Origin of the sequence: Isoptericola sp. BMS4 (genome assembly GCF_011634835.1) — a bacterium.
Classification (GTDB): domain Bacteria; phylum Actinomycetota; class Actinomycetes; order Actinomycetales; family Cellulomonadaceae; genus Isoptericola.
Genome location: NZ_SIRP01000001.1, coordinates 911,398 through 926,770, shown reverse-complemented (window position 1 = coordinate 926,770; position 15,373 = coordinate 911,398). Strand labels below are relative to the sequence as shown.

At 75.2% G+C, this 15,373-nt stretch carries 13 protein-coding genes; 10 read left to right on the top strand and 3 right to left on the bottom strand.

From position 1 onward, the window contains the following. Positions 1-2: 2 nt before the first annotated feature. Entirely contained in the window at positions 3-569 is a 567-nt protein-coding gene (locus EYB28_RS04110; RefSeq protein WP_166845060.1) for a hypothetical protein, read from the bottom strand. A 67-nt stretch (positions 570-636) separates the two neighbouring features. Here EYB28_RS04110 and EYB28_RS04105 point away from each other — a divergent pair, with 67 nt between their 5' ends. Together EYB28_RS04105 and EYB28_RS04100 are read left to right on the top strand one after the other, a co-directional pair. Further along, positions 637-1,179 (top strand): DinB family protein, encoded by a 543-nt coding sequence (locus EYB28_RS04105; protein WP_240930380.1) that lies wholly within the window; start codon positions 637-639, stop codon positions 1,177-1,179. 56 nt (positions 1,180-1,235) lie between these two features. Beyond that, on the top strand, positions 1,236-1,802 hold the full coding sequence (locus tag EYB28_RS04100) for a DinB family protein (RefSeq protein WP_166845058.1): 567 nt from the start codon (positions 1,236-1,238) through the stop codon (positions 1,800-1,802). 85 nt (positions 1,803-1,887) lie between these two features. Here EYB28_RS04100 and EYB28_RS04095 read toward each other — a convergent pair whose 3' ends face one another. Continuing rightward, the gene (locus EYB28_RS04095) at positions 1,888-4,167 is read right to left on the bottom strand and encodes a sodium-translocating pyrophosphatase (RefSeq protein WP_166845057.1); all 2,280 of its coding nucleotides are present in this window, start codon (positions 4,165-4,167) and stop codon (positions 1,888-1,890) included. Positions 4,168-4,458: 291 nt separating this feature from the next. Here EYB28_RS04095 and EYB28_RS04090 point away from each other — a divergent pair, with 291 nt between their 5' ends. From EYB28_RS04090 to EYB28_RS04080, 3 genes are read left to right on the top strand one after another with little or no spacing between them, the layout of a single operon-like run. Beyond that, complete coding sequence (locus tag EYB28_RS04090; RefSeq protein WP_166845055.1) at positions 4,459-6,174, top strand: carbon starvation protein A; 1,716 nt, start codon at positions 4,459-4,461, stop codon at positions 6,172-6,174. A gap of 4 nt (positions 6,175-6,178) precedes the next feature. Beyond that, positions 6,179-6,442: a cory-CC-star protein gene (locus EYB28_RS04085; protein WP_205710836.1), complete on the top strand. Its 264-nt coding sequence runs from the start codon at positions 6,179-6,181 to the stop codon at positions 6,440-6,442. Continuing rightward, positions 6,433-7,401 (top strand): ArsA family ATPase, encoded by a 969-nt coding sequence (locus EYB28_RS04080; protein WP_166845053.1) that lies wholly within the window; start codon positions 6,433-6,435, stop codon positions 7,399-7,401. The genes EYB28_RS04085 and EYB28_RS04080 overlap by 10 nt, the downstream gene beginning before the upstream one ends. 4 nt (positions 7,402-7,405) lie before the next feature. Here EYB28_RS04080 and EYB28_RS04075 read toward each other — a convergent pair whose 3' ends face one another. Beyond that, complete coding sequence (locus EYB28_RS04075; protein ID WP_240930379.1) at positions 7,406-8,245, bottom strand: alpha/beta fold hydrolase; 840 nt, start codon at positions 8,243-8,245, stop codon at positions 7,406-7,408. Between the two features lie 160 nt (positions 8,246-8,405). Between EYB28_RS04075 and EYB28_RS04070 the strand changes: the two genes are divergently transcribed. The 5 genes from EYB28_RS04070 (at position 8,406) to EYB28_RS04050 (ending at position 15,355) form a co-directional block, all read left to right on the top strand. Then, positions 8,406-8,993: a sigma-70 family RNA polymerase sigma factor gene (locus tag EYB28_RS04070; RefSeq protein ID WP_166845051.1), complete on the top strand. Its 588-nt coding sequence runs from the start codon at positions 8,406-8,408 to the stop codon at positions 8,991-8,993. Further along, entirely contained in the window at positions 8,990-10,363 is a 1,374-nt protein-coding gene (locus EYB28_RS04065) for a hypothetical protein (RefSeq protein WP_166845049.1), read from the top strand. The genes EYB28_RS04070 and EYB28_RS04065 overlap by 4 nt, the downstream gene beginning before the upstream one ends. Before the next feature lie 103 nt (positions 10,364-10,466). After that, positions 10,467-11,786: a M18 family aminopeptidase gene (locus tag EYB28_RS04060; RefSeq protein ID WP_166845047.1), complete on the top strand. Its 1,320-nt coding sequence runs from the start codon at positions 10,467-10,469 to the stop codon at positions 11,784-11,786. 123 nt (positions 11,787-11,909) lie between these two features. Continuing rightward, positions 11,910-14,489 carry a DEAD/DEAH box helicase gene (locus EYB28_RS04055; protein ID WP_166851662.1) on the top strand — a complete coding sequence of 860 codons (2,580 nt, stop codon included), beginning with the start codon at positions 11,910-11,912 and terminating at the stop codon, positions 14,487-14,489. Continuing rightward, complete coding sequence (locus tag EYB28_RS04050) at positions 14,486-15,355, top strand: CoA ester lyase (RefSeq protein ID WP_166845045.1); 870 nt, start codon at positions 14,486-14,488, stop codon at positions 15,353-15,355. The genes EYB28_RS04055 and EYB28_RS04050 overlap by 4 nt, the downstream gene beginning before the upstream one ends. The last annotated feature ends 18 nt before the right edge of the window (positions 15,356-15,373 follow it).

Here is a 15,373-nt window from a genome sequence, read left to right as displayed (position 1 = left end):
GCTCAGGCGCCGTCGCCGGCCGCCCCGCAGTCCTCCTTGAGGAAGGCCGTGATCCGTCCGGACGCCGCGGTCATCGCCGTCGTGTCCAGGTCGCCCATCGCGCTCGCGACGGCGGCCGCCACCGCCTCCGGGTCCTGCCCGGCGCCGTGGGCGCCGGCGACCTCCTCCTCCACGGCGTCGGTGACCGCGGAGAGGTATCCGAGCACGACGTCCCAGTCGTCCGCGACCGCGGCCGGGGGCCGGACGGCGGACAGGGCGTCGCGCGCGTCGCGGAACCCGCGCTGCAGCGTCGCCGGCTCGTCGGCCGACAGCCGCAGCTGCGCCTGCGCCGCGCGCGCCCACGCGTCCTTCGCCTCGGCGCACGACGCCGGCGCGACCGCGCCCTGGTGCCCGGCATCGGGGCCGGCGACGGCACCCGCCGCGAGCCCCGCGCCAAGACCCAGGGCGAGCGCCAGCGCCCCGCTCGCCGTGAGCACCGGGGGCCGGGCCAGCACCCGGGGCAGCGGCCGGGCGTGCCAGCGCGGTGGACGACGCCGGCGGGAGCCCCGCCTCGTCCGTCTCGCTCCCATGTCCGCGAAGAGTACCCGGCGCCGGTCGAGGCTTGACCCGACGCCGCTGTTCGGCCACATTTTGCGCGTGACACGAACTGCTCCCGGTATGTGGGTCGACCCCCAGCACGACCCGCGCGTGACCGGCGTCGACCCTGTGGGCGAGAAGGAGACCGTCTGGGAGTACCTGTGCCGGTACCGCATGACCCTGGTGCTCAAGTGCGAGGGGCTGGACGCGTCGCAGATGGCGCGGCGGGCGGTGCCACCGTCGTCCCTGTCCCTGCTCGGCCTCGTGCGCCACCTGGCGAACGTGGAGCACTACTGGTTCCACCGCGTGCTGCAGGGCAAGCCCGGCCACGGCCCGTTCGAGATGCCCGGCTACCCCGACGTCGACTTCGACGGGGCCCTGCCGGACGAGACGTGCGTCGCGGAGGCCTGGGGCGCGTGGCACGCCGCCGTGGAGGCCTCCGACGACTGGATGGTCGGCGAGGACCTGGACCGCGAGGTCCCGTTCGACGGCGCGACCGTCGAGGCCCGCGACGTGCTGCTCCACCTGCTCGAGGAATACGCCCGGCACATGGGCCACGTCGACCTGCTGCGCGAGTGCCTGGACGGCCGCACCGGCCAGTAGCCACCCCGGCGGGTATCGGCTTGCGCCCCGCCCCTGTCGACGGCTGGGATGTGCGCATGAGCGACGCGACGCAGCGACAGGCCCCCGACGCGGGGACGGACCCCGCCCAGGACCCCCGCGAGCGGTGGGCCGAGCCCGTCGGCGAGCTGCAGACCCACTGGTACTACCTCAAGTCGTACCGCGAGACGATCGCGATGAAGTGCGAGGGACTCGACGCCGAGCAGCTCGCCCGCCGTTCCGTGCCGCCGTCCACCCTCTGCCTGCTGGGGCTCCTGCGGCACCTGGCGGGGGTGGAGCACATGTGGTTCCGCCGCGTGCTGCAGGGCGACGCGCACCTGCCGATGCTCTACGACGCCGACAGCGCGCCCGACGCGGTCTTCGACGGTGCCGTCGCGGACCCGGCCGTCGTCGAGGAGGCCTGGGCCACCTGGCGGCGCGAGACGGAGGCCGCGGACGCGTGGCTCGCCACGCAGACCGACGCGGACATGGGCCGGACGGTCGAGCACCGCGGTCGGCAGGTGCCCGTGCGCGACATCCTCGAGCACCTCGTCGAGGAGTACGCCCGCCATGCCGGGCACGCCGACCTGCTCCGCGAGTGCATCGACGGCCGCACCGGCGCGTAGCCACGCCCCGCAGTGCTGTGGGTACGACGATGGCGTCCGATCAGGCCTGATCGGACGCCATCGTCGTACCCACAGCGGGCTCGGGTCAGACGCGGAGGGCCTCCGTGGCCTGCTCGCGGTCCACCCGGGCGGCGCGCAGCCGGGAGACGACGACCGCGCCGAAGGCGACGGCGGCGGCCGCCACGGCGATGGCGATGCGGACCCCGTGGTTGGCGTCGGCCGGCACGCTCATCATCACCACGGCCGGCGCGATGAGCACGGAGACCAGGTTCATCACCTTGATGAGGGGGTTGATCGCCGGGCCCGCGGTGTCCTTGAACGGGTCGCCGACGGTGTCGCCGATGATCGTCGCCTCGTGCGCCTCCGAGCCCTTGCCGCCGTAGGCGCCGTCCTCCACGATCTTCTTCGCGTTGTCCCAGGCGCCGCCGGAGTTGGCGAGGAAGACGGCCATGAGCACGCCCGCGCCGATGGCGCCGGCGAGGAACCCGGCCAGCGGGCCGACGCCGAGGCCGAAGCCGACCGCGATGGGCGCGAACGCCGCGAGCAGACCGGGCGTCGCGAGCTCGCGCAGCGAGTCCTTGGTGCAGATGTCCACGACCTTGCCGTACTCGGGGCGCTCGTCGTACGTCATGATGCCGGGGTGCTCGCGGAACTGGCGGCGCACCTCGAAGACGATCGCGCCGGCGGCGCGGGTCACGGCGTCGATCGCGAGCCCGGAGAACAGGAACACGGTCGCCGCGCCGAGGATCACACCCACCAGGGTCACCGGCGAGATGATCTCGAAGCTGAGCATCGCGGGCACCAGCCCGCCGCCCATCTCCGCGACGTCCGCGAGCGCGCCCTCCACGGCATCGGCGTACGAGCCGAACAGGGCCGTGGCCGCGAGCACGGCCGTCGCGATCGCGATGCCCTTGGTGATGGCCTTCGTGGTGTTGCCGACGGCGTCCAGGTCGGTGAGGATCTGCGCGCCCTCGTCGTCGACCTCGCCGGACATCTCCGCGATGCCCTGCGCGTTGTCGCTGACGGGGCCGAAGGTGTCCATGGCGACGATCACGCCGACCGTGGTGAGCAGGCCGCAGCCCGCGAGCGCCACGAGGAACAGCGCGAGCCAGAGGGACCCGCCGGCCAGCAGGAAGACGCCGCAGATCGCGGCGGCGACGATGCCCGCGGTGTAGACGGCGGACTCGAAGCCCACCCCGATGCCGGACAGCACGACGGTCGCGGCGCCGGTGCGCGACGTCGCGGCCACGTGCAGCGTCGGCTTGGACGTGGTGCCCGTGAAGTAGCCGGTGATCCACAGGATGACGCCGGCGAGCACGACGCCGATGACGACGGCGAGCGACGCGACGACGCGCGGGTCGGCGGTGACGTCGCCGAGGTCGGCGGTGCCGGCGAGCTGGTCGAAGGAGCCGGGCAGGTACACGAACGCGGCGATCGCGGCGAGGATCGCGCCCACGACGGCCGACAGGTAGAAGCCGCGGTTGATGGCGGCGAGCCCGTTCTCGTTGCCGCGCACCCGGGTGACGAGCACGCCGAGCAGCGCGACGAACGCGCCGATCGCGGTGACGATCAGCGGGAAGACGAGGCCCTGCTCGCCCATGGCGGCCTTGCCGAGGATGAGGGCGGCCACGAGGGTGACGGCGTAGGACTCGAAGAGGTCGGCGGCCATGCCGGCGCAGTCGCCGACGTTGTCGCCCACGTTGTCGGCGATGGTGGCGGCGTTGCGTGGGTCGTCCTCGGGGATGCCCTGCTCGACCTTGCCGACGAGGTCCGCCCCGACGTCGGCAGCCTTGGTGAAGATGCCGCCGCCGACGCGCATGAACATCGCCAGCAGCGCGGCGCCGAAGCCGAAGCCCTCCAGCACCGCGGGAGCGTCGGACCGGTAGACGAGCACGACGAGCGCGGCGCCCAGCAGGCCGAGGCCGACCACGGACATGCCGACCACGCCGCCGGTGCGGAACGCGATGCGCGCGCCGGCCGACCGGCCGTCGGGCCGGGTGGCGGCCGCCGCGACGCGCACGTTGGCGCGGACGGCGAGCCACATGCCGAGGTACCCGATCGCCGCGGAGAAGCCGGCACCCACGAGGAACGCGACGGACCGGCCGACCCGCACCCCGCCGTCGCCGGGCAGCAGGAACAGCAGCGCGAACACGACGACGGCGAACAGCGCCAGGGTGCGGAACTGGCGGTTCAGGTACGCGGACGCCCCCTCCTGCACGCCGTGGGCGATGTCCTGCATGCCCGGGGACCCCTCGGGCGCCGCCAGCACCTGCCTGCGCAGGGCGGCCGCGCACACCAGGGCGGCCAGCGCCACGACGGCGATGACCACGACGATCGTGATGCTGCTGGATCCGAGCGTGAGCATCCGTCCTCCTCGACGTGCTGCAGTCCTGGTCCTGCCGCTCCGCCGACGCCGCCCGGTGGGGCTTCCGACCGCAGGAACGGAAGGTCCCGCCGGCACCGTTGACGGCGGGATGCGCGCGAGTCTACTCACATGTGACGGCCGTCACGAACACGGGCCCGCGGGTGCCGGCGTCGGGCGGGCCGACGGCGCGCTCACCGACCGGCGCCGGGGCACCCCGCCGACGCCCTAGAATCCCCCGGGCGTCCTCCTCGGACGCCCCCGGCGTCGACGGCGACAGAACGGAACGAACCCATGAACTCCCTGGTCCTCATGCTGGTGGGGCTGGCGATGATGCTGGCCGGGTACTTCCTGTACTCGAAGTACCTCGGCAGGCGCGTCTACCGGCTCGCCGCGGGCTTCCGCACCCCCGCCCACGAGCTGTCCGACGGGGTGGACTACGTCCCCACCAACAAGTTCGTGCTGTGGGGGCACCACTTCACCTCCGTCGCGGGCGCCGCCCCGATCGTCGGGCCGGCGGTGGCCGTCATCTGGGGCTGGCTGCCCGCGTTCCTGTGGGTCACGCTCGGCACCGTCTTCTTCGCCGGCATGCACGACATGGGTGCCCTGTGGGCGTCCGTGCGCAACCGGGGCCAGTCGATGGGCATGCTCTCCGGCCGCTACATCGGAGCGCGGGGCCGCAACCTGTTCCTCGTCGTCATCTTCCTGCTGCTGCTCATGGTCGTGGCGGCGTTCGCCACCGTCATCAAGAACCTGCTGATCTCGACCCCGTCGTCGGTCATCCCCGTCTGGGGCGCGATCGTCGTCGCCGCGGTCATCGGCCAGATGATCTACCGCTGGAAGATCAACCTGCTGGTCACCACCGTGATCGGCGTCGTCGCGCTGTACACGCTGATCGTCGTCGGCGACCGGTTCCCGGTCGTGCTGCCGGACCCGGTCCTCGGGATGTCCCCCGCCACGTTCTGGATCGTGGCCCTGTTCGTCTACGCGGGCATCGCCTCGCTGCTGCCGGTGTGGGTGCTGCTGCAGCCGCGCGACTACATCAACGGCGTGCAGCTGTTCATCGGCCTGGGGATCCTCTACCTGTCCGTGCTGTTCGCCAGCCCGGCCGTCGTGGCCCCCGCGATCAACCAGGACGTGCCCGAGGGCACGCCGAGCCTGGTGCCGCTGCTGTTCGTCACCATCGCCTGCGGCGCCATCTCCGGCTTCCACGGCATGGTCGCGTCGGGCACGTCGGCCAAGCAGCTCGACTCCGAGACCGACGGCCGGTTCGTCGGCTACTTCGGCGCGGTCGGCGAGGGCATGCTGGCGCTCGGCGCGATCATCGCCGCCACGGCCGGCTACCGGACCCTCGCCGACTGGGAGGCCGTGTACAGCGCCTTCAACGAGGGCGGCGTGTCCGCGTTCGTCTCGGGCGGCGCCTCCATCGTCAACGCGGGCCTGGGCATCCCCGCCTCGCTGTCGGCGACGATCCTCGCGACGATGGCGGTGCTGTTCGCCGCCACCACCATGGACACGGGCGTGCGCCTGCAGCGGTTCGTCGTGCAGGAGGCCGGCGAGGTCCTCGGGGTCCGGGTCCCCAAGGGCTGGGCCACCGTGATCGTGCTCGTCGTCGCGGTCGGCCTGACGTTCAGCGCCGGCGGGGACGGCTCCGGCGGGCTGCTCATCTGGCCGCTGTTCGGCACCACCAACCAGCTCCTGGCGTCGCTGACCCTCGCGATCGTCGCGGTGGTCCTGCTGCGCAAGAAGCGCAACCCGCTGCCCGTGCTCGTCCCGCTGGTCTTCGTGCTCGTCATGTCGATCTACGCGCTGGTCGTGCAGCTCGGCACCTTCTGGGCGGACCGCAGCTGGCTGCTGCTCGGCCTGGACGTCGTCATCCTCGTCGCGTCCCTGTGGGTGGCGCTGGAGTCCGCGATCGCCATGCGCGCGGCGCGCCGGGGCGACTTCGACCCCGAGACGGACGAGCCGGTGCTGGCGTCGTCGGCCGGCGGAGGCGACGAGCGGGCGTGACGTCGTGACCGTGCGCGACCGCTTGCGCGGGGTGTCCGCCGGGCTCCGGGAGCTCTACGAGGCGCCGTACCGGCGCACGCTCTCGGGCGCCCGGCGGGACGAGGACGACCTGTTCACCGTCGTCGTCCTCGCCGAGGCGCTCGGCGTGCCCAACCCGGCCTCGTACTACACCGTCGAGCTGCTGCCGCTCGTCGCGGAGCGCGTGCACGAGTGGCACACCCGCATGGGCATGGACCGCTCGCCCCTGGAGCACGTGTCGTGCTGCTAGACCTCGCCGCGCGGCGGCGCGTGCTGTTCCTCGGCGGCAAGGGCGGCGTCGGCAAGACGTCGCTCGCCTCAGCGGTGGCCCTCGCGCAGGCGCGCACCGGGCGCCGCGTGCTCCTCGTGTCCACCGACCCCGCGCACAACCTCGGGCACCTGTGGGAGCGGCCCGTCGGGGACGACGCCGTCCGGCTCGCCGGGCCGTTCCCGGGCGGCGGGCTGCTCGACGGCGTCGAGATCGACCCGGCGCGCACCGCCGACGCGCACCTGGCGCAGGTGCGGCGGACCCTGCACCGCCTGGTGGCCCCGCACCTGGCCGGGGAGGTGGACCGCCACCTCGACCTGGCCCGCGACGCGCCCGGCACCCACGAGGCCGCCGTGCTGGAGCGGGTGGCGACCGCCGTCGAGCAGGGCCTGGCGAGCCACGACCTCGTCGTCTTCGACACCGCGCCGTCGGGGCACACGGCCCGCCTGCTCACCCTGCCCGAGACGATGGGCGCGTGGACCGACGGGCTGCTGCGCCGACGCGACCGTTCCGAGCGGCTCGGCGCCGCCGCGCAGATGCTCGGCGGCCGCGGCGAGGCCGAGGCCCGGCGCGACGGCGAGATCCGCCGCGTCCTGGAGGACCGGCGCGCGCGGTTCGCCACGCTGCGCGAGGTGCTCACCGACGCCGGCACCACGGCGTTCGTCGTGGTGCTCGCCGCCGAGCGCCTGCCCGTCGCCGAGACGATCGAGCTGTGCGCCGAGCTCGACGGCCTGCGGGTGCCCGTCGGCGGGCTCGTCGTGAACAAGCGCTCCCCCGCCGACGCCGGAGCGCTGCTCGCCGCCCGGCACGCGCAGGAGGACGCGCACCTGCGCACCCTGCGCGAGGCGCTGGGTCACCTGCCCCTCGACGAGGTGCCGCTGCAGGCCGACGACGTCGTCGGCCCGGCCGCCCTCGACCGCCTGGCGGCGCACCTCGGCTGAGCGCTCAGCCGGGCGGCGGGTGGTCCCGGCAGAACGCGCGCACCGCACGGTCGAACGCGGCGGGCCGGTCGAGGTTCGTCACGTGCCCGCAGCCGGGGATCACGACCAGCGTCGCGTCCGGGATCGCGCGCTCCATCGTGCGGGCCACCGCGAGCGGGGACCGGGCGTCCTGCTCGCCCCACAGCAGCAGGGTGGGCACCACGACGCCGGGCAGCACGGTGCTCAGGTCGGCCTCGGCCATGATCTCCAGCGCGGTCCGCATGCTCGCGGGGCGCACGTCCGCCGTCATCGCGTCGAGCAGCGGGACGAACTCGGCCGGCGGGGCCGCGGCGAACAGCCCCGGGAACATGGGGTCGAACGCCTCGGGCGGGGCGGCGAGCAGCCGCCGCACGCCGTCGACGCGGGCGACGACCTCCCCGGCCGGCAGCGAGCCCTTCCATCCGGCGTACGCGCCCGTGAGGACCAGGGTGGACACCAGCCCGGGGTGCCGCCGGTACAGCTCCAGGACGACCGTGGACCCCCAGGACAGCCCGCCCACGTGGGCAGGACCCACACCCAGGGACCTGATCAGCCCGGCCAGGCAGTCGGCGTAGTCGGCGAGCGTGAAGTCGGACGGCACGTCGTCCGACGCCCCCGCGCCGGGCTCGTCCCACGCGACGACGGTGAGCTCGTCGGACAGCGAGGCGAGCTGCGGCGTCCAGACCCGGCCGTCCTCCGCGGCGCCGTGCACCAGCACCAGCGCGGGCCCCGTCCCCGCCCGCCGGTAGGCGACGTCGAGCCCGTCCACCCCCCCGAGCCGCGCCGCGTCCACGTCGACGCGCACCACCCCGGTCGGCTCGCTCACGGCAGGTCTCCCTCCACCCGCCGGACGCCGCCCGGGCGAGCGCGACGCCGGCGTCCTGAGGCACCAGCGTAGGCACGCCCGCGAACGGCGGCACGTCACGACCCAACGGTCCGGGGGTGGGGAGCGTCAGGGTGGGTAAGGATGCCTGCAGGGAGGACCCATGGCCCACTGGGAGCGCGAGCTGGCCGAGCTCGCCGAGTCACGAGGACGCGCGCTCGTGGGGTACGCCTACGTGCTGTGCGGCGACCAGCGCCAGGCCGAGGACCTGGTGCAGGACGCCCTCGTCAAGGTGTTCTCGCGGCTGCGCCGCCGGGCGCCGGGGGAGCCCGCCCCCGCAGCGGGCGTGCACCCGCTCGACGGCGGCACGAGCGGGACGTCCGAGGCCTACGTGCGCCGCGCGATCCTCACGCTGTACCTCGACGAGTACCGGCGCCGACGGCGGTGGTCCGGCGTGCGGCACCTCGTGGCGGCCGACGACCACGTGCGCGGGCCCGCGTCCGGAGCCACGGCGCGCGCCGACGTCGCCGCTGCCCTGGCGCGGCTGAGCCCCCGCGAGCGGGCGTGCGTCGTCCTGCGCTACTTCGAGGACCTCACCGTGCCGCAGGTGGCCGCACGCCTCGGCCTCGCGCAGGGCACGGTCAAGCGCTACCTGGCGGACGCGACAGGGACGATGCGCGCGGTGCTGCAGGTGGACATCGACACCGCGGGGCCGACGACCCGCACGACCGACGGGAGGGCCGCCCGATGAGCACGAACCACGCACGCGACGACTGGACCGACCCGCGCACCGAGGAGGCCCTGCGGCGCGAGCTCGACACCCTGGCGGGCGTCGGCGCGACGTCGTCGGGGCTCGACGGCGCGCTCGGCGGCGTGCGCTCCCGGGTGCGGCGCCGCCGCACGATCAAGCAGGCCGGGATCGGCGCGACGACGCTCGTCGTGGCGGGCGGCCTCGTCGTGGGCGGCGCGACCCTGCTGCCGGAACCGGACCCGCTGCCCGGCCCTGCGGTCACGCCCTCGCCGACGCGCACGTCGTCGCCGGAGCCGTCCGACGGCGCCACGGTCGACGGCGAGGAGCGGGGCGCGGTGGCGCTCGTCGAGGACGGCTACCAGCCCGCGTGGCTGCAGGGCACCGACCTCGTGTGCGGGATGCCGGCCGACGACCTGCCGGCGAACACGCTGGAGCTGCTCGACGACCCCGCCCTCGGGACCGTGTCGAGCGCGGACGGGACCGACGCGGTGCGGACGTGGCGTGCGCCCACGCGGCTGACCCTCTCGGCCGAGGGCTCCGCCGGGGAGCGCGTGAGCGCCCCGACGCTGCTCTGGGCGCAGGACGGCCGCGTGGTCGACGTCGGGATCGACACGACCGAGGGGGGCATGGACCGGCTCGGCGACGTCGAGCGCGAGCGGGACGCCGAGGACTCCACGGTGACGACCTGCGCCCCGGAGCACGACGAGGAGGGTGGCGCTGACACGTACACGACCGAGCTGCCCGCCGGGGAGTACCAGGTCCGCGCGTACGTCACGGTGTGGTCCGCGGACTACTCGCGGGTCGGGCTGGCGCTCTCCGAGCCCGCCACGGTGGTGGTGGCGGACGACGGGTCAGGCGGCGGCCCTGACTCTGCTGAGCCGGCGGGCGCCGACTGCTCGGCGGACGGGCTCGACGCGGGCCGGCCGGACCTGTCCACGCTGCCCCCGACCGTGCGCGGGACGGCGGAGGCGCTGCTCGACGACGCGCTGGGCTGCGACGACGGCGCGCTCGTGGAGCGTGCGCGGGCCGACGGGACCAGCACGAACTTCGGCGGCCGCACACCCGCGGAGTTCTTCACGCTGCCCGGCGCCGAGGAGCACGACGACGTGTACTCCCACCTGGCCCAACTGGTCGCGGACACCCGGTGGTCCGCCAGCCCGGCCGACGACCAGGGCCCGTTCACGTACGTGTGGCCGCGCGTCGCCACGCAGGAGTGGGCGGGCTCCGACGAGGCGTGGCAGGAGGTGGTGGATGCCGGGCTGCTCGACGCCGGCGAGGCGGCGGACATGCGCGCGGGCGGGGGCTACCTCGGGTGGCGCCTCGGCATCCGCGAGGACGGGACCTGGCGGTTCTTCGTCGCGGGCGACTGAGAAATCCGGGCGCCGAACAGGTGGTTGGTCCGGGACTCGAGTGTCGAGTCCCGGACCAACCACCTGTTCGGCAGCGAGGGAGGGGGGTGGCAGGATGACGGCCATGCCTGACGCCGCTGTGAACAGCACCCCCGTTCCCGAGGCCGCCCGCACCCACGCCGAGGACCTCGGCTCCTTCGTCACCGCGTCGCCGTCGTCGTACCACGCCGCCGCGGAGGTGGCCCGCCGTGCCGAGGCCGCCGGGTTCACCCGCCTGGACGAGGACGCCGCGTGGGACGTCGAGCCCGGCGGCCGCTACGTCGTCGTGCGCGACGGCGCCGCGGTCGCGGTCGTCGTACCGCCGTCGGCCGGTGCCACGACGCCGTTCACGATCCTGGGCACGCACACCGACTCCCCCGGCTTCAAGCTCAAGCCGCGCCCGACGACCGGCGGGCACGGCTGGCAGCAGGCCGGCGTCGAGGTGTACGGCGGGCCCCTGCTCAACTCCTGGCTGGACCGCGAGCTCGAGCTCGCCGGGCGGGTCGTCACCGCCGACGGGACCGAGCACCTGGTGCGCACCGGGCCGTTCGCGCGGATCCCGCAGCTCGCGATCCACCTGGACCGGGCCGTGAACGACGGCCTCGCGCTCGACAAGCAGCGGCACACCCAGCCGGTCTTCGGTCTGGGCGACGTCGCCGACGCGGACGTGCTGGCGGCGCTGGCCGCGAGCGCCGACGACGGCGCGGGCGTCGACCCGGCCGAGATCGCGGGCTACGACGTGCTCGTCGCGGACACGCAGGCGCCGCGCGCGTTCGGCGCCGGCGGGGCGCTGTGGGCGTCGGGGCGGCTCGACAACCTGCTCTCCACGCACGCGGCGCTGGTCGCGCTGCTGGGCGCGGACCCGGCGGCGCTGTCCGGGGTGGCGGTGCTCGCGGCGTTCGACCACGAGGAGATCGGGTCCGGGTCGCGCTCGGGGGCGGCGGGACCGTTCCTCGAGGACGTCCTGGTCCGGGTCTCGACGGCGCTGGGCGCGGACGACGTCGACCGGCGGCGCGCGTTCTCCTCGTCGCTGTGCGTGTCCTCCGATGTCGGGCACGCCGTGCACCCCAACTACCCGGAGCGCCACGACCCGGCGAACCACCCGGTCGCCGGCGGCGGGCCGATCCTCAAGATCAACGCGAACCAGCGGTACGCGACCGACGCGCACGGCGCCGCGCGGTGGGCCGCGGCCTGTGCCGCGGCGGGTGTGCCGAGCCAGGAGTTCGTCTCCAGCAACACGATCCCGTGCGGCTCCACCATCGGCCCCATCACCGCGACGCGGCTCGGCATCCGGGTGGTCGACGTCGGCGCCGCGATCCTGTCGATGCACTCCGCGCGCGAGCTCACCGCCGTCGTGGACCCGTGGTACCTGTCGCGGGCGATGGGCGCGGCGCTCACGCTCTGACCGCGAGGTAGTGCCGTGCGCGCCGCGGTAGGTCTCGGCGCGCACGACCGGAGCGCGCACGGCACTACCGCGGCGCCGGGTCCCGCACCTGTCACAGGGTGGGACACTGACGCCGTGCCCCCCATCGTCGAGACCGCCGAGCACCCGCTGCTCGACGTGCTCACCGCGCACGGCGCCCGCGCCGACCGGCTGACGCACGTGCGCACGTTCCCGGCGCGCGAGGGCACGACGGCCCGCTGGCCCGCCTGGGCGGACCCGGACGTCGTGGCCGGGTACCGGGCGCTGGGCGTCGACCGGCCGTGGGAGCACCAGGCCACGGCCGCCGAGGCCGCGTGGGCGGGCCGGCACGTGGCGCTCGCGACGTCGACCGGGTCCGGGAAGTCCATGGCGTTCTGGCTGCCCGCCCTCACCGCCGTCCGCGGCGGCGTGCCGGACGGCGCCACGGGGATCGAGTCCTCCGCGCGGCGTGGCACGGTGCTGTACCTGGCACCGACGAAGGCGCTCGCCGCCGACCAGCTCGCGGGCCTGGAGCGCCTCCTCGGCGCCGCGGGCACGCGCGACGTACGCGTCGCGACCTGCGACGGCGACACCCCCGTCGAGGAGCGCCGCTGGGTGACCGAGCACGCCGACGTCGTGCTCACCAACCCCGACTTCCTGCACTTCTCCCTGCTGCCGAACCACCGCCGCTGGGCCCGGCTGCTGCGGCGCCTGCGCTACGTCGTCGTGGACGAGGGGCACGCCTACCGGGGGATCTTCGGGGCGCACGTGGCGCTCGTCCTGCGCCGCCTGACCCGGCTGGCGGCGGACCACCGGCCGACGGGCGCGGCCGCGTTCGACCCCGCGGCACGGCCGGCCCCCGGGCCGGCGTTCGTGGTGGCCAGCGCCACGACGGCGGAGCCCGCGGCGAGCGCGGCGCGGCTGATCGGCGTCCCCCCGGACGACGTGGTGACGGTCGCGGGAGACACCTCGCCCGCCGGCCGGCGCACGGTCGCGCTGTGGCAGCCGCCGGAGGTCGCCGGCTACGGTCACGACCCCGCCGCCGACGCCGGCGCCGACACCGGGCAGCACGACCCGTGGGCGCTGCCCGACCCGTTCGACACCGGCCGCACGGAACGCGAGACCGAGCCCGTCGTCACCCGGGAGGCCGCCGCCCCGCACCCGCGGCGCTCCGCGACCGCCGAGGTCGCCGACCTGCTGGCGGACCTCACCGCGCACGGCGCCCGCACGCTGGCCTTCACCCGGTCGCGCCGCGGCGCGGAGTCGGTGGCGCAGCGGACGCGCGACCACCTGCGCGCCGTGTCCGACGACCTGGCCGGGCGGGTCGCGAGCTACCGCGGCGGCTACCTGCCCGAGGAGCGCCGCGAGCTGGAGCAGGCGCTGCGCACCGGCGCCGTGCGCGCCCTGGCGACGACCAACGCCCTGGAGCTCGGCGTCGACGTCTCCGGCCTCGACGCCGTCCTCGTCACCGGGTGGCCCGGCACCCGCGTGTCGCTGTGGCAGCAGGCGGGGCGCGCCGGCCGGGCGGGCGCGGACGGGCTCGTGGCGTTCGTCGCGCGCGAGGACCCGCTCGACACCTACCTGGTGACCCACCCGGAGGCGCTGCTCGACGCGCCCCTGGAGGCCACCGTGTTCGACCCGGGCAACCCCCACGTGCTCGCGCCCCAGCTGTGCGCCGCCGCCCAGGAGCTGCCACTGCGCACCGCCGACCTGCCCGCGTTCGGGGACGCGGCGGCGGTGCGCGAGGTGCTGGACGTGCTGGTGGCCCGCGGGGCGCTGCGCCGGCGACGGTCCGGGTGGTACTGGACGCACGCCCGGCCGGCCGCGCACCTGGCCGACCTGCGCGGGTCGGGCGGCCGGCCGGTACGCGTCGTGGAGGCGGTCACGGGGCGGGTGCTGGGCACGGTCGACGCGGCGTCCGCGGACGGGCAGGTGCATGACGGCGCGGTGTACACGCACCAGGGCACGACGTTCGTCGTGGACCACCTGGACCTGGACGACGGGGTGGCGCTGGTGGCGCGCCGCGACGTCGACCACGCGACGTGGTCGCGCGAGGTCATGGAGATCGCGCTGGAGCGCCCCGGGGACGCCGAGCACCCCGCCCCCGAGGGCGCCCGGCCCGCCGTGGAGCACGAGTGGGGTCCGGTCACGTGGGGGCTCGGCCCGGTGGAGGTCACCAGCCAGGTGGTGAGCTTCCAGCGGCGCCGCCTGCCGGACATGCAGGTGCTCGGTACGGAGGCGCTGGACCTGCCGTCGCGGACCCTGAGCACGACGGCCGTGTGGTGGAGCGTGCCGGACTTCGTGCTGCGCGCCGCCGGGGTCGACGAGGACGCGGCGCCGGGTGCGCTGCACGCGGCGGAGCACGCGTCGATCGGGCTGCTGCCGCTGCTGGCGACGTGCGACCGGTGGGACCTGGGCGGGGTGTCGACGGCGCTGCACGCGGACACCGGCCAGGCGACCGTCTTCGTGTACGACGCCTACCCGGGCGGCGCCGGGTTCGCCGAGCGCGGCTTTGGGCTCGGGGCCCGCTGGCTGCGGGCCACGCGGGACGCGATCGCCGCGTGCGGGTGCACGGACGGGTGCCCGGCGTGCGTGCAGTCGCCCAAGTGCGGCAGCGACAACGCGCCACTCGACAAGTCCGCGGCCGTGCGCTTGTTGGATGCCGTGCTGAGTCACGCTCCCGCGGACTCTACGATCGAGGCGTGACTATCGACACCGAGCTCGCCGAACGCCGTCGTTCCCGCGAGGAGACCCGCGTCGACCCGGCCAACGCCCGCTCCTGGCTGCTGCTGTCGGCGCTGCGGGACGAGCTGTTCGACGACGCCCAGCTCTCCCGCGCGGACCAGGTGATCCTCGACTGCGAGGACGCCGTGGACGACAGCCGCAAGGACGAGGCGCGGCAGAAGGTGCTCGACTGGTTCGCCCGCGGCGGCCGCGCCTGGGTGCGCATCAACGAGCGGGGCTCCGCGGCCTGGGCGAACGACATCCGCGCGCTGTGGGACGCCGACGGGCTGTCCGGCGTGATGCTCGCCAAGACCGAGTCGCCCGACCAGGTGATCGACACCGTGCAGCGGCTCGGCGGGAACCGGCCCGTCATCCCGCTGGTCGAGTCGGCCCTGGGCATCGAGGACGCCGTCAGCATCGCCCGGGCGCCCGGGGCGTTCCGCCTGGCCTTCGGGTCGGGCGACTACCGCCGCGACACCGGCACGGCGAACGAGTCGCTCGCGATGGCGTACCCCCGCTCCCGGCTCGTCACCGCGAGCCGCATCGGCGGCCTGCCCGGCCCGATCGACGGGCCCACCGTCGGCACCAGCCACGCGCTGCTGCGCGAGCAGTCCGCCGACGGTGTCAACCTGGGCCTCACCGGCAAGCTGTGCCTCGACCTCGAGACGCCGGCCGTGGTGAACGAGTCCTTCAGCCCCGCCCCGGCGGACGTCGCCTGGGCCATGGACTTCCTCGCCGACTTCGAGGCCGCCGGCGGCGTCATCCGTGACGGCTCGGACAAGCCGCGCCTGGCCCGCGCCCGCAAGATCAGCGAGCGGGCGGCGCTGTTCCACGTGAACCCGGCCTGACCGGCACACCGGTCGCAC

Coding starts and splice junctions, on each gene's coding strand:
- EYB28_RS04110 (WP_166845060.1), bottom strand. CDS start 569: ATGGGAGCGAGACGGACGAGGCGGGGCTCCCGCCGGCGTCGTCCACCG.
- EYB28_RS04100 (WP_166845058.1), top strand. CDS start 1,236: ATGAGCGACGCGACGCAGCGACAGGCCCCCGACGCGGGGACGGACCCC.
- EYB28_RS04095 (WP_166845057.1), bottom strand. CDS start 4,167: ATGCTCACGCTCGGATCCAGCAGCATCACGATCGTCGTGGTCATCGCC.
- EYB28_RS04090 (WP_166845055.1), top strand. CDS start 4,459: ATGAACTCCCTGGTCCTCATGCTGGTGGGGCTGGCGATGATGCTGGCC.
- EYB28_RS04070 (WP_166845051.1), top strand. CDS start 8,406: ATGGCCCACTGGGAGCGCGAGCTGGCCGAGCTCGCCGAGTCACGAGGA.
- EYB28_RS04065 (WP_166845049.1), top strand. CDS start 8,990: ATGAGCACGAACCACGCACGCGACGACTGGACCGACCCGCGCACCGAG.
- EYB28_RS04060 (WP_166845047.1), top strand. CDS start 10,467: ATGCCTGACGCCGCTGTGAACAGCACCCCCGTTCCCGAGGCCGCCCGC.